The organism is Synechococcus sp. CS-1333, from assembly GCF_025128015.1.
Taxonomy (GTDB): Bacteria; Cyanobacteriota; Cyanobacteriia; order PCC-6307; family Cyanobiaceae; genus MW101C3.
The window spans coordinates 252,867-273,888 of sequence record NZ_JAHLYO010000014.1 but is presented as its reverse complement, the minus strand read 5'-3'; the positions used below and the strand labels follow the sequence as shown (position 1 = coordinate 273,888).

Sequence of the window (21,022 nt, the reverse complement as noted above, 5' to 3'; positions counted from 1 at the left end):
GTGTGTAAGGCTACTGTCACTGTTGCACCTCATAGCCTGGGATATTACGCATGAGACCTACACTAATCTCTGACAATGAATGTAGAGCTGGAAACGACTTCCAGATATCCGCACGATTATCTACGATTCTGTTTTCCAGGAAAAACTTGAGGTCACCAGCGAATTCATTCGTTTCAATCTGCATACTCTGTTCTGCGCTATAGGGATTAGCACAGCTGGCGTAGAATGGTAGGTCTAAAAATGAGAGTAATGCATCCATAGACTTATCAGGACTCGTGACAAGGTCTTCATAGTTGAGGTAATGAATGCGACTATTGTCAATGTCCTTCAAGATTGATTGAATATTTTCATGACACAAAGCCCAAATCATCTCTGGAATCGCTGATGTATCGCCGGTGTAGCGGCGTGCAAATGGAATGATTTCCTGGAGCTGTGAGTCAACAAGTGACTTTACCACTGCTGATGGGTGGCGAACAAGATAGATGAACTTCGCATCTGGAAACTGTGCTGTAATACGCTCTAAGGTATGTCTGCTGTATGCATAAGAAGGGGTCTTGTCTACAAGGTACTCTTTTGAAAAACTGTCTTCTATTTCCTTGAAGAAGCTGATAACAGGCGTTTCACTCTCTACTAGTTCGCCTTCAAGACGAGCTGAACCTTCCAAGCTGATTCCATTGACCTTTGCACGAAGACGGACAGTTCCACCCAGCAAATGCTTAGTCTCTGCATGGCTTAGGGCTGCCTGGCGCTGTGCGTATGTATCATAATGGAGCAGATGTAATTCTTCTGGAGATTCGATTTCTGGATGCTGATCTAGCATCCTTTGCAGCAGAGTCGACCCTGATCGTGGAGAAGATAGAATAAACACAAGTTTATAGCTCGTGTCGATGGTATTGTCCGTTGAAAATGTTGGCGTCTGTATCAAGGACTTGAACTCGTCAAATTGTATGGAGCTGAATGGGGAGCGTTTGTATTTGCTGTCTTCAACATCCTTCGGTTGCTGACCCTGACTACTAGCGGAGCCTGTGGTACTTTTTGGGCCAATCGAAGCAGACTGCTTGATTATATACTCGCTAAGTTCCCCGATGCTCAAGTCTGAAACATATTGCCCTTCGACGGGCATGACTAATTCAATGAATGATAGCCTGTCCTGACTAAGTGACTGACACTTCTGAAAGATCGATACAAAGTCGACTGAAGTTAGCCCAAGATCGGCTATAAGCTGGGTATCTGCAGAGAGAGGATCATCATAGAAGATGTCGTTGTTCTCTGAATAATCGCCAATGACCTTTATAACTTCTTGTAGCATTGTCGGGAAAACTCTGCTTGAGCTTAACATGGAATCCACGGAACGCGCCACAGGCTTTCTGTCCAGGCGGTTCATCTGCTCCAGGCAATCTACTGCCAGTCTACCCATTGGGAGAATGATGGCTGAACACAAGCCTTCAGTCAAACCCAATACAATCTTCCACGCCAAGCGTGCCAGTATTCAAGAATTGAACAGAGGATGATTGACGGTTTGCTCATAGAGCACGCTTTTCCTATTAACTCACAACCACTTCAACACTGATCCGACTCTTTGAATTGTCAGTTTTCACGTTAACCCTCTTTCCCAACGATCGCCATACTGACCTTACTCAATGTTGATTCTCCTGCTTCATTCTACTCTTACTCCTGTATGGGACCTCCTGTCCATTAGGCAGCCAGCGATGTTTTACATCCGCCAGACAAGGTGTCCTGCTAGTGGGCTGAGCATGGGCGTGCTGTCTAACAATCTCCGTTCAATCCTGGGTCTTGTTGGCTCTTCAACGCTTGTAGCACTTCTCGTTGATGGAACTGAGCAATTTCCACCCCTCAGCTTCGATTTCAGGGTCTTTGCTGAAGGTCCACCCTTCTTGTAGAGGGGTTCTATGATTCTGACGTTAGCGATAGGTAGACTTCAGGCTATTGAGCTGAGCGCTGACGTGCCCTTCTGTATATCCCATCCATATGAGTTAGTGGAACAAACAGCTGTTCGTGGGCGACAGTGATCTGTGCTTGGGGCCGAAACAGAGAGAGCCCAAGGATGGCACTCCCTACTTTGCAATCAATTTTACGACCATCACTGCTTCTCCTCTGCCCGACGGCTACGGCCAGGTCCAGACTGAGTTCGAACGCTCACAGAAATGACCAAAGTCGCCGTGAAGACAACGAACTTCGGAAGTCAGAATTCACGAAGATACGCGACTCAGCGTCACCCACCAGAGTGAGACGCCATTCAAGAGTTGATCCACGAGTTGATCTCGCCGACACCTGGTTGCAACGCAACGCTGCGGTTCCATAGCCAATAGCGTTACTAATGAGCTAGAGCATGTCTACAGTTGTAATTTCCGGATGATGGACTATCTGGCCAACGCCGCCTTGCCAAGTAGGTGCGATCCGGTGAGTTTCAGACGCGTCTCATGTTTTGACGCGTAAGTCACCGGACACGCGCAATTAGTAGCCTTTGCCATCCACCTTAGGGTACTCTTCACCTTGTCGCCATACACGCAGGCGCTACAGGCCACCACTATCAGGATGCTTATCAGAGGCTCTGATGTGGAGTTCTCTCTGGATGTGCGGATGATCGATCTGTAAGATATAGGCATTGCTTCGATCATCGCCTCCGATGGTTTCCCTTTATTCCATACAATAGAGATCACTGCCAGCAGTCTGAATTACCCAGCATAAGCCGGTCAGGCATACTTGTTTGCTATGACAACATCTGTCTAGATCACATTGGCGAGAGCTTATCCGCGATCTGTTGGTGTGTCCGCGAGGACAAGCAACGGTTCTTCTGCAGTTTGACACTGTTGGTTGAATTGAAGCGACTATTCAGCCTCGCCATGTCTAGAGTGAGCTCCAAGCAATGTCTATCCCCCCGCCCTACGATTCAAAAGTCTCTATCCCGTCCCTAGGGAAACTGAATCCAGCTCAACTCATATTCAAAATGGTTGACAGAGTACAGCATGTATCATACACCATTACATCCTTTTAGTGGCCTTACTTCTGTGGGCTGAGAGAATTGCTCCCGTATGAACCGTCAGCTATAGATATACTGTGCCGATACGGATCCCACTTCATTCCTGGTCTTTTGCTGATTAACATTATTGCGTCATGATCATCGCAGGATTACCCCTACTTCTCGGCACGTTTTAGGTTGTGATCGAACGACTGCATCAAGAACTCGCGCCCAACCTGCTTTGTTTGCATAACTGTGGCGCACACTCTTGTCTTTCGATTACACTTTGCCTTTCATTCATACTCTCTATCATGTCATCACTATTGCCTTAGTGCCCTGTGATACATTATGTCAACTTCACTGGCTAAGCACAGCGGGGCCTCCACCCTTGACTAGGCGGGCCTATGTGTGCAACTCCGCATGGTGGCTTACCCGATCGAAAAACGTCGCACAATTTGACTTATGGGTTAATATGTGATCAGGTGTGCTCAAGGTAATGAATACCACCAATCAGGTTTTGGTGACGGTTCGCCCCTTCGGAGACTGGGTTAGAGCATCGGAGCGTGTATTGGCTGCTGGTGCAACACTCTGTTTGGAAACCTTTGGAATTGAAGATCATATAGAAGAGCTTTGGAATCAAGGACTTTCACTGCTGATATCCCGCATTTCATTCGTCTCTTGCAGAGACGTTGCCGTTGCACAGTCCATACTCTCGCTAGTAACAAGCCAACAGTTGATCGCCGCTCAATCGCCGCGTGTCATCATTCCTTTTAGCAAAGTCACTCATGACCAGCTTGAAGCGCTAAAAAGCTTGCATCCCATCCCAAGACTGAGTTCCATCTTGGAAGTCGAGCAGTTTTCGACGTCACCTTGGGGTGAGGCTGAAGATAGGCTTGTGCTGATTGAAGGCTATGAATCCGGTGGTCTATGCGGGAGCGATTCGCAGTATATTCTATTCCAGAAAGCTATCAGTTCACTTGGTAATTGCAGGATCATCGTATCAGGCCCCATTGGCCTTCTTTCCTTTTCCGCCCTGAATAGTCAGGGGATATTCTCTATATTGCTAGATGAGCAAACTCTGCTTCTTCAGGATTCGTATCTTCCACTTCGCAGCAGAAAGATTCTCAACCGAGTCAACGGAAGGCAATCCATCGTCCTACGTTCAGGGACAGATCCATCCTTGGATGTGAGGTGCATTTGTCTTCCAGGTAAAGATTCTCCTGGCTACCTCTTCGGCAGCACAATTGAAGCCCCTCAGCTTAATGAACTAGCCACATGGAGTTCCGACTGGATCTTTCCTGTCGGTGAGGGTATTGATCTTGCCAAGGATTTCTCGCAACAGTATCGAACTCTCGGTAGATTGATTTCAGCATACCGCTCTATCAAGGTTAATTCTACTTCGGCTACAAGCCACCCCAACACAATCGCAACCCAGTTTGGTGTTAAGTATCCAATCATTCAAGGCCCAATGTCACGGGTTAGTGACACGGCTGAGTTTGCGGCAAGCGTTGCGCGAGGAGGTGCCCTGCCTACCATCGCTGCGGCGATGCTCACTGCAGAAGCACTTGAGAAGATCCTTATACAGACGGCTGACCTGATACCGTACCTTCCTTGGGGTGTTGGGTTGCTTGGGTTCATTGACTCAACTCATTTAAAGTCACAGATCTCAGTTCTAAAGCGTTCAAAGGCAAGCTTCTGTATTCTTGCCGGTGGAACTCCTGCTCAGGCTAAGGAAATTGCTTCCCAGCACCTAAGGGTGTTTATTCATGCACCAACTCCAGAACTGCTTGACCTATTTATCAAGGAAGGCTGGAGAGACTTCATCCTTGAAGGTCGCGAATGCGGAGGACATATCGGTCCACTCAGTTCTCTGAATCTGTGGGAGAGGTCAATCAGAGTTGTTCTAGGCCAAAGCAAAGCTGTGAGTCGAGATGTATGTCTGGTTCTAGCTGGAGGTATCCATGATGAGGCTTCGGCTGCTTTCGCTGCCTACATGGTTCAGGATCTAGTCAAGACAGGTGCGACATGTGGCTTACTCGTTGGTTCGGCTTATCTTGCTACGCGAGAAATTGTTGAAGATAGGGCCATTACCCGTACATACCAAGAGGTTTCACTCCAATGCTCCAACACTGTTTTTCTTGAGACGTCTCCCGGTCATCAAAGTAGATGTGCTGACACAGCATTTTCCCGCGAGTTTAATTCTTTGCGAGATGAGCTCGTCAAAGCTCAGGTACCTGTTCGCGAAATATCCAGCAGGTTAGATCAACTCATTCTCGGGCGTCTGAGATTGGCGTCCAAGGGGCTTCAACGAGGAGAGGGGGGGTTGGTTGCCGTTACCGAAAATGATCAACTTCAACTGGGAATGTACATGTTGGGTGAAGCCGTTTGCCTGATCAATGATCAGACAACGATTCATCAGCTACATGAATCTATTCGTAATGGTTTGGAGACCCCTGCCAGACGAGCTCAGCAAGATATCTCTGAGAGGGCGCAGCCAGCTGGTGTTGTCAGTGAATACAGAGGACAGCACGACATTGCAATCATTGGGATGTCTTGCAAGCTACCAGATGCCAATGACCCTGAACAATTCTGGAACTTAGTTCTACAAGCCAGGAACCAGATCAAAGAGATCCCTGAGGACCGCTGGTCTATCACTGACTTCTATTCAGCTGATCCGAAGGAGACTAATAAAATCCATTCCAAGTGGGGTGCTTTTCTTGATGCTGTCCAGTTTAATCCCATTGAGTTTGGACTTCCTCCACAGTCTCTCTCTTCAATTGACCCAGCCCAGCTCTTAGCCCTTGTATGTGTCAAAGAGGCACTTCAGAATGCAGGCTATCCAGAGGACTGTCTTTATGATCGCGAATCTACATGCGTTGTTCTTGGCTTCAGCGGCGGTTTAGGAGAACTTGGTCAAGCTTATGTCATGCAAGCTGAGTTGGCTCCTATCTTGAGCCGTCAGCGCAATGTCGAGGATATGTTACCAACCTGGACGAGTGATAGTTTTGCTGGAATTCTTCCTAATGTATCCGCTGGAAGAGTTGCCAACAGATTCAATCTCGGTGGGACCAACTGCACCATTGATGCAGCCTGCGCATCCTCACTTGCTGCTTTGGACCTTGCTGTTCATAAGCTTAGACAGGGTGACGCCAATATGGCTGTAGTTGGTGCTATCGATACACTACAGTCACCTTTTGCGTTTTTCTGTTTTTCAGAAACCCAAGCGCTTTCTCCTACTGGTGAAGCCAAGTCGTTTACCAAAAGTGCCGACGGAATTGTCCTTGGCGAAGGTGCAGGCATCCTTGTCCTCAAGCGGCTTGAAGATGCTGAAGCCTCTGGTGATTCAATCCTGGCAGTGATCAAAGGAATTGGCAGCTCGAGTGATGGTCGAGGCCGAACCATGACGGCACCGTCACATCAGGGCCAGGTTCAGGCGTTCGCTCGAGCCTATACAGATGCTGGTGTGAATCCATCCATGCTTGGGTATTATGAGGCTCATGGAACTGGCACACCTGTTGGTGATCGATCTGAGATCCGGGCTTTGACCACATTCCTGGAAACCCAGAACAATCCAACCACCCACTGTGCGGTTGGATCAGTGAAAACACTGATTGGTCATACTAAGAGTACGGCTGGTTTGGCTGGACTTCTCAAGGCTACGCTAGCCCTGAAGCATCAGTCTATACCATTGCACAGTAGAAAGGAAGAGCCTATTGATGAAGTCAGTTCTTCTAATACTGTCTACCTTCCAGCCGGCACTTTTCCCTGGCTGCAGTCAGATAGCCTTGGCCCTCGGACTGCTGGTGTCAGCGCATTCGGATTTGGTGGTACTAACTTCCATGTTGTTCTGCAAGAGTTTATTCCTAAGCGTGTGGCGGACACACCTTGCACGGACCTAATACCCAGACTCGCCACCAGTTTTAGACTGCTGTACTTCACCCCTGAGCGTGGAAGCCTTTCGGAGTGTATCGTAATGGCCTTGAAGCACGCACGTCTGATTGAACACGAATGCGCTGTTAATGGCTACACCACATCCGTCAATCATTTGGTTGCTGACACAATTAAAAGCCAGGACGTATCTGCTCACCCACGTGATGCGACTGGAGACTTCCTCATTCTTCTTGTTGATCAGTCTCGTTCTGATATTGGTGACAAGCTTGAAGATGCTCTATCCGTCCTTGAAGGACGGCTTGACTACACCAGCACGATGCGCGACTGGCTTGTACTTCAATCTTCATCAGCAGGGTTGCAGATTGACTATAAGACTGCTGAGCAGACTGCGCTACTCTTCCCTGGGCAGGGATCTGATTACCCCGGAATGGGGGCAACATGCATGTCTGCAACGTCTCTCCGTACCCACGAGCTACTGCTGACCTTATTTCCAGAGTCCCGTTCAAGACACGACGTACTCGCGAAGTACCTTTTCGGTAACTCTGAGCCCGGAACGGGTCTTACTGCTGATATCAAGCAGTCCTTGCTTGCGATCACCGAGGTTGCTTATCTAGAGATTCTTTCATTCCTCGAGGTACCTTGGTCCCTTGGCCTTGGCCATAGCCTTGGTGACTTTGTCAGTCTGCACGCGACAGGATGGCTGAGTTCGAGCGATTTAGTAACCCTTCTGCAAAGTCGCGGGAATGCCATTAACGGATTTGCTGATTCCGGATATGGCATGTTGATACTCTTCTGCTCTCCTCAACAGGCTAGCGATTTACTTCTTCAGGCAGCCAAGTCATCATTGACACTCGCAAATATCAATTCACCAACGCAAGTTGTTTTGTCAGGTCAGTTGGCTGACTTGGACATCATCGAACAGGCGTGCCTACGGGATGGCATATCTACACAGAGAATGCATACATTGTATCCGTTCCATTCAATGTTTATGCAGGATTGTAATGAATTCTTTAAGACTGCTCTCAACTCATTCAACTTTTCAGCAGGGAATTCGAATTCCAGTCAGGCAATTCTGAGCACTTCACCACAATCTGGTCCTGTTTCTGAGCAGACTATCAGCCACTTGCTCGCCTCCCATATGGTTTCAGGAGTCGACTTCATAGAGTCTGTTAGGCAGGCTGAAGCCCTTGGATCAACCTTCTTCATTGAAGTTGGGCCTAAGAAGGTCCTGTCGAAGCTTGTACGATCATCTCTCGGCTCTTCAGATTCTATCGCCGTCTCCCTTGATGGACCTCGTGGAACGGAGGACTTTCTGGCCTCCATTATGCGGATAGCAAGCCACGGGGTAACCCTTAATTGGCTCAAACTAAGCGAAATGCTACAGGTTCCTGTAGCACCACTGACAAGCCAAGCTTCTGGAAGTGCTGCCACTAAGCCAGGATTTAGCTATTTTATTAATGGTGCCCATGTTTGGAAATCCCAACATAAGATACAGCAGAATATCCAGCACAAGGTTCATCAAGCTCTGTCAGGGAACGTCAGTCGCAGCGATGAAGCCATATTGCATGCAGATTTAGCAGAGCCAGTCCTGCTAACATCTATTCAACCGTCTCCTTCTCAACCGCAGCTCACCCCAATGAACCAACCCAATCAGTCGAGCCAGATCAGCAATCTTCGCTTAGAAGCGTTTCGGACTTATCACGAAACACTGCGTATGATGATCAATTCTCAGACCCAAGTCTTTTCCGCATTCCTTTCTAATTCTTCCCATGGTGTAGCTTCGTTGGATAGTACAGAGACGATTTATACACAGCAGCAAGTGGTTGGATTGGCAGCTCCTTCCGAAACCATCACATCAGCATTTGCACCCCCTGTGCAAAGCATCTCTCAACCACCTTCTGGCACGATTCTTCAGCAGCCAGTTCAGGAGCCTGCCACCGTTTCACCTCCTAGTGGCAACGGAGATATTGGCCACGCTCTCGCAGCTACACCCACCAAGGCTGTACAACCCCCACTCAATGGTTTGCATGTCGATACCCCACCGGTACCTCCTTCTAATGGCCATGGCGCGACCACCACTGAGCCCAAGCAGGTACCAAGCGCCACCGATGCATCCTCCATTTTGCTTCAACTAACCTCCTTGCTATCAGAGAAGAGCGGCTACCCAGTTGAGTTGCTTGATCCTGATCAGGATCTAGAGTCTGATCTTGGCATCGACTCCATCAAGAGAATTGAGGTGATGGGAGGTCTGTTGGCTACCTTGCCAAACGTATCTCCTGAGGCTCTTCAGAGCATTCAAACCGGGACCAGAGATCTGAGAACACTCAGGGAGGTGGCTGGCCACATTGCAGCAATCCTGGACGGAAGCATTAACACTGTTGTCGAAGCAGAGGCTACCCAGCCGGGAAAGTAGTTGGCGGGAAGGACGAACCCTCACAGCCTCGTCTTTCCCATTTTGAAAGCACTTCCTTCCGACTAGCTTGCTCTAGGTCTGGACAATGTCTTGAGAGGGCTGACCGACAGTTCATTGTCTTAGTCCCTGACTCAAAGCGTGACTTCTATTCAAATCTATTCGCCAACTCAAGACACGTTTCAGCATTCAATTATTCAGTTACATCTCCAGATCAGGCTCTTCCTGTTTCCATTGGAGGCGATCAGAAGATTCCCGAAAGTGCCACGAATGCGGACTCTTCTACTGATCTGACTATCATATTGCACCTTGATGACTTTGGGCAGAAGCTGACTAGTCTTGCTGACTTTGAGCCATCCAATGCTGTGTCTTCTTTGTGGACAGTATTTGATAATATCCGGAATCTTCTATCTTCCTTCAGCTTTCCTGGCAATGTCTATCGCCTTGTATTGCTACATCATGGCCAAGGTGATTTTGGCAGGCGATCTGCGAGCAACACTCCATCTAGCTCCCCAACGTTCTTCCTAACCTATGTTTCGGCTCTGTCCGGAATGCTTAAGTCAATTGTGTCCGAATTTCCATCCGTTAAAACCACCGTAGTTGATATTTCTAATTCAGTCCTTCTTTCTGATACCACAAACTCTTACCTCGACTTCATCCTGTCACTTGATGAACCTGAGAAGGAATACTCAATCAACGAAGAAGGCCTCCATGTCCATACGATGATTCCTTGCCAACCTTCCAGCACTACTTCGGAAGGTGCTTTACTGCCCGTATCTTATCCTTCTTGCATCTTGGCAATTGGAGGTGCTCGTGGTATTGCAGTTCCTGTCTTAGAGCAACTTGGATCAGGGAATGCTTCCCTTGTAGTAACTGGTAGGTCTGATATTACCCTTCCCCAATGGTATTCTCCCGGTAGTTCCGTATCTCAGATCAGGTCTGAACTGATAAAGATGCATAGAGACTCAGGTGAGACCTTTACCCCAGCCTCCATTGAAAAGGAAGTGAGGAGGATTTCTTCTTCTGTTGAAGCTATTGCAACCCTCGATAGATTGTCCGATCTCTATGCATCAGTCATTTATATTAAAGTGGATCTACTTGACTCTAATGCGCATGCGTCAGTTATTGCTGAACTTAACGCCCAGGGCTTACGGGTAGATACTGTTATTAATGTAGCTGGTATTATTGAGGACTCATTGGTCAGCAAGAAGAAGCCTGATAGTTTTAGCCGTGTCCTGTCAACAAAGATGAATTCGCTGAAGCTTGCTTTTCAAGTGTTAGAAGAGCATCCAGTTGCTAACGTAGTGAACTATGCATCGATTGCTGGCAAGGCCGGCAACTATGGTCAAGCTGACTATTCTGCTGCCAATGAACTTCTAAACGCAGGTGGCTGGCTCTCTGCTCTTCTTCACCCTGGGCTCACGGTTACTTCATTCAATTGGGGACCATGGGCTTCATCGGGCATGGCGACTCAAGAAGTTAATGATGCTTTTGCCGAACGTGGCATCATTCCCATTCCTCTTGACGTTGGCGCACATAGTGTTGTATCAATCTTAACCCATCAATCTGAGCTTCCCCTAGAGGTCACATCAGGCCTGTATGACTCTACTAAGTTTACCCATTCCAACTTTGACATACAGAGCCTTTCTAAGTCTTACCCATTCTTAGGACAGCATTCTGTTTCGACCACGTCATCTACAGAACAAGGACAGCTCAAGGAGACTTATAAGTTCTATCTTGACCCTCACAGTCTTCCTTATATCTCCTCGCATCGAAAGTTCGGGCAACCTGTTCTGCCAGCTGCGTCTTCCTGTACATTTGCCCTTGAAGCTTATCAGCGTCACCTTGGGTCGAGTGCTCTCTCTTTAGGTCGTTCTGCCTTGCGTATCACCACTGATGTTCTCTCAGGAATCGTCTTCAGTGAATTTACTCCTCGCCAGCTTCTCTTTGAAGCCAACGCCGCAGATAATCAACCTTTCACCTGCAGCTTAAGGGATCATCGTTCGAAGCGCTATTCGTACCGAACTCAAGTAGAAGAGGTATCACAACCAGACATCAGTAGCAACCTATTGTCATCTCTATCTAGGTCCAGCAATGATAACCAACCTCCTCTTAGTGTGAGTCAGAGTGATGCCTATGAACGGTATCTGTTCCATGATGGTGTGATGACTGTCATTAGTGGTACCTCCTTGATTTTCCAAGATACTGAAGTGATCGTCTCCACTTTGAAGTCTCATGGTACCCGTGGGCTACTAGGCGTAGATTCCCCTGCTGAAGGTTTTCTTGATCCATCTCTGCTTGATGGTCTTCTTCAGATGGGTCTCATCATCCTTCGCGATCTCTACCAAACTAGTGCTCTGCCTAATCGCCTTGTTGTCGATGTCTATGCTGCTCCAGTTCACGGCAAGGACTATTTAGCTAGTGGACGCATTGTGGAGGTCAATGCCATTACTAGTAAAGCTTATTATGAAGGACTTATTACTTCGGAGGATGGTAGTCCTCTTCTCTGTCTTTCCTATGCAGAAATGACCCATTCTCCAAGTATGATTGATTAAGCTTTTTGTCTATTCTCTTCCTCTTTCTTTCGCCATATCGTGATTCTCCTTCTCTCTTTATCCTGAGACTCATAAGCTGCCTGAGTAACAGTTCTCGCTCTTTCGTTGTAGTCTTTAGTTTTCAGCACCTATAGCACTCAACTTCGAATGTTACTCTCCCCGTGGTCTTTCGATCTTTCCGAGTCGTTGCTTAAGCCTTTCTGTACCTTCTTTTCGTACCCATCACTCAGAAGTCCTTTTGTTTCTAGAGCTTCGCATCACCTCCGGTCTTTCTGTTTACTATCTATTCAGTCGACGAAGCTCTATGGCCGAGCAGTCTCCTTTTTCTTTAAGCACTGATCTTCAGCTGCCTGTAAGTCTCCATTGCCCACTGATCATCTCCGATCATCTCTTGTCAACTCTGGTCGGTGTCGATTGTTTAGTTCTCGAAGCCACACTGGTCCTATGGAACAATTTCCGATTCTTTTCTATTGTTATTCATGTCAACAATCTTTTCCAAATCACTGACGCTGCTGACATCAGTCGGTTATCCAACTTGCTGTTTGATGCCATCGATGAGTGTAACCACTAGGCTCGCCTGTGGGCTTGTCAGGCCTTGTTTGGTTTCTGCGACTCCCTAGTTGTTAGTCGGCCAGTGGCCACTGTTTCTTTTGGTTTCTGACTAGCCGGCAGTGCTTAGACTCTGCGAATATCTCTAACCATCTTAAGTGATCTGACCTCTTGCTTTTTCTTTGTACTCTTTGGCAACAGCGCATCAACCAATGAGGTATTCGCTGGGTATGTGCTTCCCTCTGTCTTGATGTCCGGACTCAACGCGTGTCGCCAAATCCACCAGACGGTCCATCGATGACGAAACCCACCAGAACCGTCTGCCAGGTTCAGCGCACAGTTGATACCAAAGGCCGTGGATCTCTGCCTGCACCTGTGGATTCCTTTCCTGCAACACCACTACTCAGCGCCTTGGCCTCACCCCAGCAGCCTGCACCGCCGGATACGGCAGGGCCGCACCGCTTGCGGCCACCTGGGCTTTAAACACCACGTTCTGCGTATCCGCGATGAGCTCGCTGAGTTCACACGGCTACACCTGCCAGACCGCGAGCTCAGGAGGAAAACTGACTGTTCAGGTTGGCTGAATCGCAATAGGTTCTACCCCCGTAGGGCTTCCGCTTGCGGCAGGTGCAGCTGCTGCCGAGAGGTTTTGCCTGATCGATGAGCTCACTTGGTTTTCTTCAGAGGCAAGGCTCTGCCGGCAGCCAGGGAGGCCCGGCGGACCATCCGACGCTAGGCCGCGAAGCTAACCCCTGAAATTGATCAAGCGTCTTTCTATGTCGCGTCTGTCTGTTCGCATCCCATAGCCGCAAAACCCAGTGGCACCCTGTCTCGCAGGCACACTTCGAGCAGCAGAACTTCAGGCGCTGATCCGTGAGCCGCTGCTGCCCCGGAGCCATGTGCTCTGGATCCGGCGACTGGTGTACCGGAGGCTGAGCCTTGATGGCTGGCACTTCAATCCCAGAGGAGAGCAACGCAAACGGTTTGACTATGGCTGCAGCGCCTCCTTTCGCGCTGTCGAGAGCGCCCAAGGTCAGAGGACAGATCAACGCCCGAATACTGCTGTGTTCCAATCTCCCGCAGCACCTCTGAGAGATTGACTTTCACTACGGCCAGAGGCTGGCTGGCCGACTGTGAATCTTCTGGGCTTGCTGGATGACCAGAGCCGCGTCCGTCTGGCCTTTCATGGCAACCGCCGCTGCAAGCCTGTTGACGTGGTTCCTACGATTGGGAATGGACGACCCCACTTCCTCCTGTCCGGAGTTAACGATATGAGGGGCCGGCACTGTCCACTCGAAGGCACCCACTCCAGTACGGGATGAGGTCGTTGGCTGATGTCAGTCTTCCATCCGGCCATCAGGCCACTGGTGGTACTACCTTTGCAACGCCCTACAGCTGTCCATGACCAGGCTCCTCCCCGTCAGTGTCTGTGTTCCTCTCGCCTTGCTTGCAGGCTGCGGTCGTCCAGATGGTCAGGCTCTCCAGAAGCTGGCCTGCGAGCAGGTCGCCAGCTCAATCGACCTGCAATCCGTCGGACAACTCGACGCGCTGCGCAAGGCACTGGGGTTGGCACCCGGCGTTGATCCCCTGCAAACCTGCCGCGACCTTGGGGTGAAGATGGAGCCCACACCCCAGGCTGGCAACAGCTCCTCCGCGGAGGGCAACGCCGAAGAAGGCGGCGGCAACGAGAACTGAACTGCGGCCGGCTTCCCTTACCGACCAGCTGTTGGTTGTTGGACGCGCTGTTGACTTGGCGGCAGCTGTTTGGTGTCCTCTCTCTGGTGTGAGATCAATGGTTTCAGTGCAAATCTGATCCACGTCTTTATTGATGCCTGTGCTTCCCCTTTGACCGGATTGATCCATGGGGCTGCACGGGTTAGTGGCGGTCTCAATCCTTAGCGCCGTCAATCTGCCACTCAGATAGGCCCCCGTATCAATCCCGATGCGGTGCGGCAGGTGGGTGATCTGGAAATCGTGGCGGAATGTGTGGCCGTGCACCACGGTGTATGGAAGCCCATGGGGCTTGGAGAGAAAGGGCTTGCGGATCCAGATCAGATCTTCGAAGGCCTGGCGCTCCAGCGGCACCCCTGGCCGCACACCGGCATGCACAAACAGACAGCCGCCGCGAATCGCCGTGACCGGCAACTGCTCAAACCACTCCCGGTGTTCGCCCGCCAGAGGCAGGAGCGCGGGTTCGCCGCCGTTGTAACGCCATCGATCGTAAGCCGTCCCTGCTTTCGATTCCCCTAATGACTCGAGCAGCATCTGCTCATGGTTGCCCCGCAGCAGGGTCACACCCGACAGGCCGTAGGCCGCCGTGTTGTCCTGCAGCTGCCAGACCCGCTCCAGAACCTTCCGATCGCCTTCCGGTTCGGGCGCTCGATCGATCAGATCCCCCAAGAAGATCAGCTCCACGCCGGAGTCAAGGTGTGGGGTGAGTTCCTGCTCGAGCAGGGAGGCGCAGCCATGCACATCTCCGATCGCCACCACATCAGGACTGCTCATCGTCCCCCTCATCGACGTTGGTGTTGGAGCACAGCCACTCTCGGCTTAGGCGCTTGCGGCTCAGCTTGGGATCGTTCAACATCAGTGACAGCTTTTCGTGAACCATCTCCAGTTCCTTGTTGATTTTGTATGAGGCGGGCATCTTCAACAGGCTGTCGCGCAGATTACTCAGACTGAGGGTTGCGGTGCCGAGATCGCCTCGATCGAGTTCCTCGCTTCCCACTACCGGCAGGTGCAGGTGCTCGACCAGGCTCTGGCGTTCGCCGCTGCCGGGCGCCTCCCAGGCCAGCCGCATGCTGAGGATCTCCTGGTTGGGAACCAGCCGGGCAGCTTGAGCTGCAGGCTTAGGTTGAGCTCCTCCCCGACGCGCAGGTCGGGGAGCTGCTGATTGCCGGCGCCGGTGGGCGTGAGTTCGTTGAGCAGATCCACCACCTCAGCGCCGATCAGCCACCGCTGTGGATCGTGTTGATCGCAGCGAACAATGTCTGGGGGTCGCCCACGGGTATGGAGGGCGCCACCACCGTCACCTCGTCGTCGAAACTGACGTTGGCGAGCCGATTACGGTAGGCAAGTTCCCCGGACAGCGCCCGGAGCTCGACCCGCTGCTTGTGGCGTCCCACTACGACGGGACCCTGCACTCGATCGGTGCCGACGACCACGCCCCTGGGCTGGCGGCCCTGATCGAGCTGGCCAGGCACTGAGCCGCTGTGCCGCCCAGCGACCCGTGTGGGTCGTGACCTTCGATCAGGAGGAATGGGGGATTCTCGGCAGCAGCGCCTTGGATCGTGAACTCAAGGCCAGCGGCCAGCAACTGCCGCTGATGGTGAGACTGGAGATGATCGCCTACACCACCGCCACTCTGAGGTGGGCTGGGTGGGGCTGCTTCCGGTGCCGGGGTTCGCCCGGGTGCTGGCATCAGGGCGCCAGGCGCTGGGTTGTACCGGCGCTGAGGGGCGCTTTATGTGGTGCCGTGAGGCGCTGCGGGAGGCTTCACAGGCCCCAACGATCTGGCGGACACTTCAAGGTGCAGCGAGCGCTGGAGCCGACAAGGAGCCGTCACGTCAGCATGATCGGCGACTGAGGTGGGCAGCGATGAAAGACCCCGGCTGTGGGAGGTTCTGAACAGTGAGTGATCGGCGGCCATGCCGTTAGTGCTTCTGTGTTGTTCTTGGATCCAGCTGCGAATGCATCCACTTGGTTGATCAGCCTCTGCCGTTATCAGACTGCTGCTGTTGTGAGACTGATGCAGTGATCAGATCCGAGCGGCGAGTTGGATTCAAGGTGTGATCGGATTCTTCTTTCCCTTGTGAGGGATGGGGAGTGTGAAGCCAGTGGGTGGAGCATGCAGCCTCGGGTCACCCTGATGAGGCCTGGCTTCAGCTCATGAATCAAGGAAAGGTGCTGTGCCTTGCTTACGTCTTTGCGAGCGTGGCTTGCTCGCCTTTTTTTGGCCTGCTGCACATCAGCCTCCTGTTTGCCTCCTATCTGCAGCATCCTCTTGGGGTTGAGCCCCTGGCTTCTCGCTTCTTCATTGGCTTCGTTGACTGAACGGGCAAAGGTATGGCTAGAGATGGACTGGGCATGGTGATGGAGCTGCAAGGAGAGCCGCCTCTGGTTCTTGCAATGCAAGCTCTCTATCGGCTCTGTTCATGACGCTCGTACTCTGGAAAGCTATCCAATGACGCTGATTTCGCTTCTCGTTACACTCATCGTTGTGGGGGTGTTGTTGTGGCTTGTTAACAACTACATTCCGATGGATAGCAAGATCAAGAACATTCTCAACATTGTTGTTGTCATTGCTGTCGTCATCTGGCTGCTCAACCTGCTGGGCCTCACGGATAACCTGCGCGGCATCCGCGTGGGGAGTTAGGCGCTGGCCGGGGTGGGCTTGGTGGCGCACGGGGGTTCCGGTGAGGGGGTTGGCACCCAGGCGTCTGCCGGGATCCAGCAGAATCAGGCCATGGATCTCCATGCTGATCTGAGCCGGCCCGTGGTGCTCGACACCCACGCCCTCCCCTGGATTCACTCGCCGATGCCGGGGGTGGAGCGGCGCCTGCTCGACCGGCAGGGTGAGGAAGTGGCGCGGGCCACCTCCTTGGTGCGTTACGCACCGGGCAGCCACTTTCCCCCCCATCGCCATGGCGGCGGCGAGGAGTTCCTGGTGCTTGATGGCACCTTTTCAGATGAGCTGGGCGATTACGCCGCCGGCAGCTACCTGCGCAATCCGGTGGGCTCCAGCCATGCCCCTTTCAGCGTGGCGGGTTGCACGATCCTGGTGAAGCTGCAGCAGATGCATCCGGCCGATCAGCAGCGCGTCTGCATCGACACCCGCAGCACCTGTTGGCTGCCTGGCCTTGTGGAAGGGCTTGAGGTGCTGCCACTGCATGCGTTCGGCTCCGAACATGTGGCCCTGGTGCGTTGGGCACCCGGCACGGTGTTCCAGCTGCACGGTCATCCCGGTGGGGAGGAGATCTTCGTGCTGGAGGGAGTGTTTCAGGACGAGCACGGCACATACCCGGCCGGTAGCTGGTTGCGCCACCCCCCAGGCAGTGTGCACAGGCCCTGGAGTGAGACCGGCTGCACGATCTGGGTGAAGACCGGCCATCTGCCGGTTACCTGCGGACCGGATGGTGCGCTGAGCTCAGCCCCCACCACACCTGTGGCATGAGCCACAGGTTGGCTGGAGTACACCCGTGACCGTGCCCGCCTAGCGCGCTGTGCCTAGCCTGAGGCAATTCCGCCAGGTGGCCATGGCTGTGGTGAACCGCTGCGCGGTGGGGGTCTACCCCAGTGAGCAATTGCTGGATTGGGCCCGGAGGCTGGAGCTGGAGGTGGATGCGGCAGGAGCCCGGGAGCCCTGCCTGTACCTGATCCCCGATTACGACACACAGGAGGAGGCTGAGGAAATCCTCGCGGAGGTGTACGAGGCGATCTTTGAAGCGGAGCTGGATTACTGGCACCGCGACATCGGGGCCTGGCCAGCTGAGCGCACCTACCCGGTGTTCCGCAAATGGTTTGATGTGCGCTTCTACCCCCTGATCCAGGATCTGGTGGCCGATGAACTCACGGCCACCGAACTGGACGACGAGTTCGTGGGCACCATCACCACAGCATTGGAAGGAATGGCGAAGGCGCCTTGAGGGACTGGGTAAGGGTGTGGCTGCCGAAGGCCTGAGGCGAGCACTTTGCTATGAGCAATACCCTGATGGGAGCACTTTGATGTAAACCATGGGCTGTGGGATGTTTGCCAGGGGATACTTGCTACCGAGAGTGTGCTCTAACTGTCGGTCTGCTGTTGCTTCCAAGGTGTTGCCGACGGTCTGGTGATGGCAACGTGCTGTTGCTGTCTCTCGCTTTACTCGGTCCTCGGCACTGTTGATCATGGGCACTGTTGACCATCATCGGGTGGCTGTCATCGAGTTCGCCTGGATGTCGGGTTCCAGTACGAGACATGCATCCGATTGGTGGTAGAAGCTGCGCAGATCAGCTGGGTTGTTCAGGTGCGGCATCCCTGTGGAATGATCGAACCTGCTCTTCTGCTGCAACCTTCAGTTTCTCTGATCGCGTTGATGATGCGTGATTCTGGTCATCCTGGATGCGCCAGGAAGCCATGGCCATCCGGGCAAAGCCCATGCACCTATCTGTAGAATCGATCCATCGTGAGCTTTTCCCCCCTGCTTGGCGCTGGAGATTCTGTTCATCCTGTTGCTGATCGTGGCCAACGGGATCTTTTCTGGCTCTGAGATCGCGATTGTTTCGGCGCGCAAGGTGCGGCTGCAGCAACTGGCCGATAAGGGGAGCAGGCCGGCGCGTATCGCCCTGCGCCTGGCGGAAACGCCGAACGATTTTCTTTCCACGGTGCAGATCGGCATCACCCTGATCGGCGTGCTCAGTGGTGCTGTGGCTGGCGCCACGGTGGCGCAGAAGCTCAAACCCTTCATTGATCAGCTTCCGGCTCTGCGGCCCTACAGCGAAGGGCTGAGCGTCACGCTGGTGGTGGCTTTGGTCACCTACCTCTCTCTGGTGATCGGCGAGCTGCTGCCCAAGCGCATCGCCCTCACCCATCCGGAGAGGATCGCCTGCACCATCGCGCCGGCCATGCGCACCCTTTCGCGGTTGAGCGCGCCCGCTGTGCATCTGCTTGGTGCCTCCACCGATGGCCTGCTCAAGGCTCTGCATGTGTCCGCCAGCACCGAGCCCGACATCACCGAGGAGGAGATCAAGGCATTGATTCGCCAGGGGGCAGATTCCGGTGTGTTCGAGCCCACCGAGCACGACATGGTGCAGCGGGTGTTGCGGTTGGGTGATCGCACCATCAAGACGATGATGACCCCACGCACTGACATCCAGTGGCTTGATCTGGAAGCAACGGAGGAGGAGATTCTCGCCGACGTACAGGATTCGAACCACTCCCGCTTTCCGGTGGGCCGTGGCAGCCTTGACGACTGCGCCGGCATTGTGCGTGTGCGTAGTTTGCTCAACGCCCAGCTCGGGCGTGAGCCGCTGGATCTCGAGGCCTTGTGCCAGCCACCGCTCTACATCGCCGAATCGAGCCGTGCTCTGAACGTGTTGGAGCAGTTCAAGCGTGCGGGCATCCATATCGCACTGGTTACCGATGAATACGGTGGTGTGGAGGGGCTGGTGACCCTCAACGATCTGATGGAAGGCATCGTGGGCGATCTGCCCGATCTCGACGACAACGAGGATCCTTCCTTTGTGACGCGAGAGGACGGCTCCTGGCTGGTGGACGGCAGCCTGGACATCAACGCGTTTGATGACCGCATCGGCACTGAATTGCTCAGCTCCGATGAGCAGCCCACTTATCACACCCTCGCGGGATTTGTGATTCATGTTCTGGAGAGGATTCCCAGATCCTCGGATCACTTCCTCTGGCAGGGCTACCGCTTTGAAGTGGTCGATATGGACGGCAACCGCGTGGACAAGGTGCTCGTGATGCCACCATTGATTCCCCCTGCCGGCCGTGATCCATCCGGTGATCTTGACGGCTAAGCGTGTGGCCTCTGTCGCGCCTCTAGTGCTGCGGCGTACCATGGGCTGTGTGGTGACGGTTGCTGCTGCGATGGCTGCCATTGGGCTGCCACACTGAGTCAGCGATTGAACTGTTTACGTGGCCTGTGAACGCTGCGGTTGCCGCATGATCACCAAAGCGAACCACGCGAAGAGCTTGTTGATCTGTGCGGATTGTGGTCACCGTGTGGCTCAGCTCCAGCAACGGCAGACGCTGGGCAGTTGGTTAGCCGCCGGTATTTTATTGCTCTTCCTTATGGCGCTGGTGGTGATCACCGCCAGGCTTGAACCCAGCGTCTCCAGCGATCTGGAATTGGAACCTGTCAAGGAGCGCTCAAGGGGAGAGTGATTCAGGCTGTGCCCCCTCGGAACACTCACGCCACTCACTTCGTGACCACTTACTTTGTGACTACTGACGTCATGATCACCTGGAGTTTTTTCGCAGTTGACGGACCAGCATCCACACCACAAAGGTAGCCATCAGCACGAGCAGTAGCTGGACAACGAAGCTGCCCATGGGTGCGATCCATAGCAGGATCTGACGGTAGTTCGCTCCCAGCACCATCCCTGAGCTCACCAGGACCAGGATCCATATCAGGCTGCCGGCACTGGTCCAGAACAGAAACGCACCCTGCGGCATCAGTTCGATGCCGGCCGGTATCGAAACAAACGGGCGGATCCCAGGGATCATCCGCCCCCAGAACACCACAGCTGGCCCATGGATGGAAAACCAGCGCCGGCTGGCGGCCAGATCCGCTGGCCTGAGCCCGAACCAGCGGCCGTGCCGGCCAATCAGATGTTCCAGCCTCTGCTCATTCACAAGGCGGCCGATCCCATACCAGAAGCAGGCCCCGAGCAACGTGCCGATCAAGGCGGCAACCACAACGGGAACGAACTCAAGCTTGCCCTGCTGAATCAAAAACCCGCTGAGTGGCATCACCAGCTCGGAGGGGATGGGCGGGATCACGTTCTCCAGCAGCAAGACAAGGGCGATGAGCACATACCCCTGCAGCGGGTTGGTTTCGGCTGTGTCTGCGATCAGTGCCAGAAAGGATTCGGCCCAGCGGTGCAACCCACTGGCGGCAGGTTGCACCATCCCATCAA

At 53.0% G+C, this 21,022-nt stretch carries 13 protein-coding genes; 9 read left to right on the top strand and 4 right to left on the bottom strand.

Going from position 1 to position 21,022, the window contains the following annotated elements; translation table 11 throughout:
• Window positions 1-16 precede the first annotated feature (16 nt).
• Entirely contained in the window at window positions 17-1,384 is a 1,368-nt protein-coding gene (locus KQ303_RS05835) for a sulfotransferase (protein ID WP_259729530.1), read from the bottom strand.
• 2,092 nt (window positions 1,385-3,476) lie between these two features.
• Here KQ303_RS05835 and KQ303_RS05830 point away from each other — a divergent pair.
• Window positions 3,477-9,284, top strand: coding sequence for a type I polyketide synthase (locus KQ303_RS05830; RefSeq protein WP_259729529.1), 5,808 nt, complete (start codon window positions 3,477-3,479; stop codon window positions 9,282-9,284).
• Between the two features lie 548 nt (window positions 9,285-9,832).
• Window positions 9,833-11,836 (top strand): SDR family NAD(P)-dependent oxidoreductase, encoded by a 2,004-nt coding sequence (locus KQ303_RS05825; RefSeq protein WP_259729528.1) that lies wholly within the window; start codon window positions 9,833-9,835, stop codon window positions 11,834-11,836.
• A 2,061-nt stretch (window positions 11,837-13,897) separates the two neighbouring features.
• Here KQ303_RS05825 and KQ303_RS05820 read toward each other — a convergent pair.
• Both KQ303_RS05820 and KQ303_RS05815 read right to left on the bottom strand, forming a co-directional pair.
• On the bottom strand, window positions 13,898-14,890 hold the full coding sequence (locus KQ303_RS05820) for a metallophosphoesterase family protein (RefSeq protein WP_259729527.1): 993 nt from the start codon (window positions 14,888-14,890) through the stop codon (window positions 13,898-13,900).
• Window positions 14,877-15,185, bottom strand: coding sequence for a hypothetical protein (locus tag KQ303_RS05815; RefSeq protein ID WP_259729526.1), 309 nt, complete (start codon window positions 15,183-15,185; stop codon window positions 14,877-14,879). The genes KQ303_RS05820 and KQ303_RS05815 overlap by 14 nt, the downstream gene beginning before the upstream one ends.
• A gap of 160 nt (window positions 15,186-15,345) precedes the next feature.
• On the opposite strand from KQ303_RS05815, the gene KQ303_RS14745 reads away from it, so the two are divergent.
• The 7 genes from KQ303_RS14745 (at window position 15,346) to KQ303_RS05780 (ending at window position 20,267) form a co-directional block, all read left to right on the top strand.
• The gene (locus KQ303_RS14745) at window positions 15,346-15,591 is read left to right on the top strand and encodes a M28 family peptidase (RefSeq protein WP_399233008.1); all 246 of its coding nucleotides are present in this window, start codon (window positions 15,346-15,348) and stop codon (window positions 15,589-15,591) included.
• Window positions 15,592-16,225: 634 nt separating this feature from the next.
• Entirely contained in the window at window positions 16,226-16,438 is a 213-nt protein-coding gene (locus KQ303_RS05805) for a hypothetical protein (protein WP_259729524.1), read from the top strand.
• Between the two features lie 70 nt (window positions 16,439-16,508).
• Window positions 16,509-16,760 carry a Thivi_2564 family membrane protein gene (locus KQ303_RS05800; RefSeq protein ID WP_259729523.1) on the top strand — a complete coding sequence of 84 codons (252 nt, stop codon included), beginning with the start codon at window positions 16,509-16,511 and terminating at the stop codon, window positions 16,758-16,760.
• A 90-nt stretch (window positions 16,761-16,850) separates the two neighbouring features.
• A complete protein-coding gene (locus tag KQ303_RS05795; protein WP_259729522.1) occupies window positions 16,851-17,558 on the top strand; it encodes a cupin domain-containing protein in 708 nt (235 codons plus the stop codon).
• Window positions 17,559-17,634: 76 nt separating this feature from the next.
• Window positions 17,635-18,030: a hypothetical protein gene (locus KQ303_RS05790; RefSeq protein ID WP_259729521.1), complete on the top strand. Its 396-nt coding sequence runs from the start codon at window positions 17,635-17,637 to the stop codon at window positions 18,028-18,030.
• A 538-nt stretch (window positions 18,031-18,568) separates the two neighbouring features.
• A complete protein-coding gene (locus tag KQ303_RS05785; protein WP_259729520.1) occupies window positions 18,569-19,900 on the top strand; it encodes a hemolysin family protein in 1,332 nt (443 codons plus the stop codon).
• 145 nt (window positions 19,901-20,045) lie between these two features.
• A complete protein-coding gene (locus KQ303_RS05780) occupies window positions 20,046-20,267 on the top strand; it encodes a hypothetical protein (protein WP_259729519.1) in 222 nt (73 codons plus the stop codon).
• 75 nt (window positions 20,268-20,342) lie between these two features.
• Here KQ303_RS05780 and KQ303_RS05775 read toward each other — a convergent pair whose 3' ends face one another.
• A complete protein-coding gene (locus tag KQ303_RS05775) occupies window positions 20,343-21,014 on the bottom strand; it encodes a DedA family protein (protein WP_399233003.1) in 672 nt (223 codons plus the stop codon).
• Window positions 21,015-21,022: the final 8 nt, after the last annotated feature.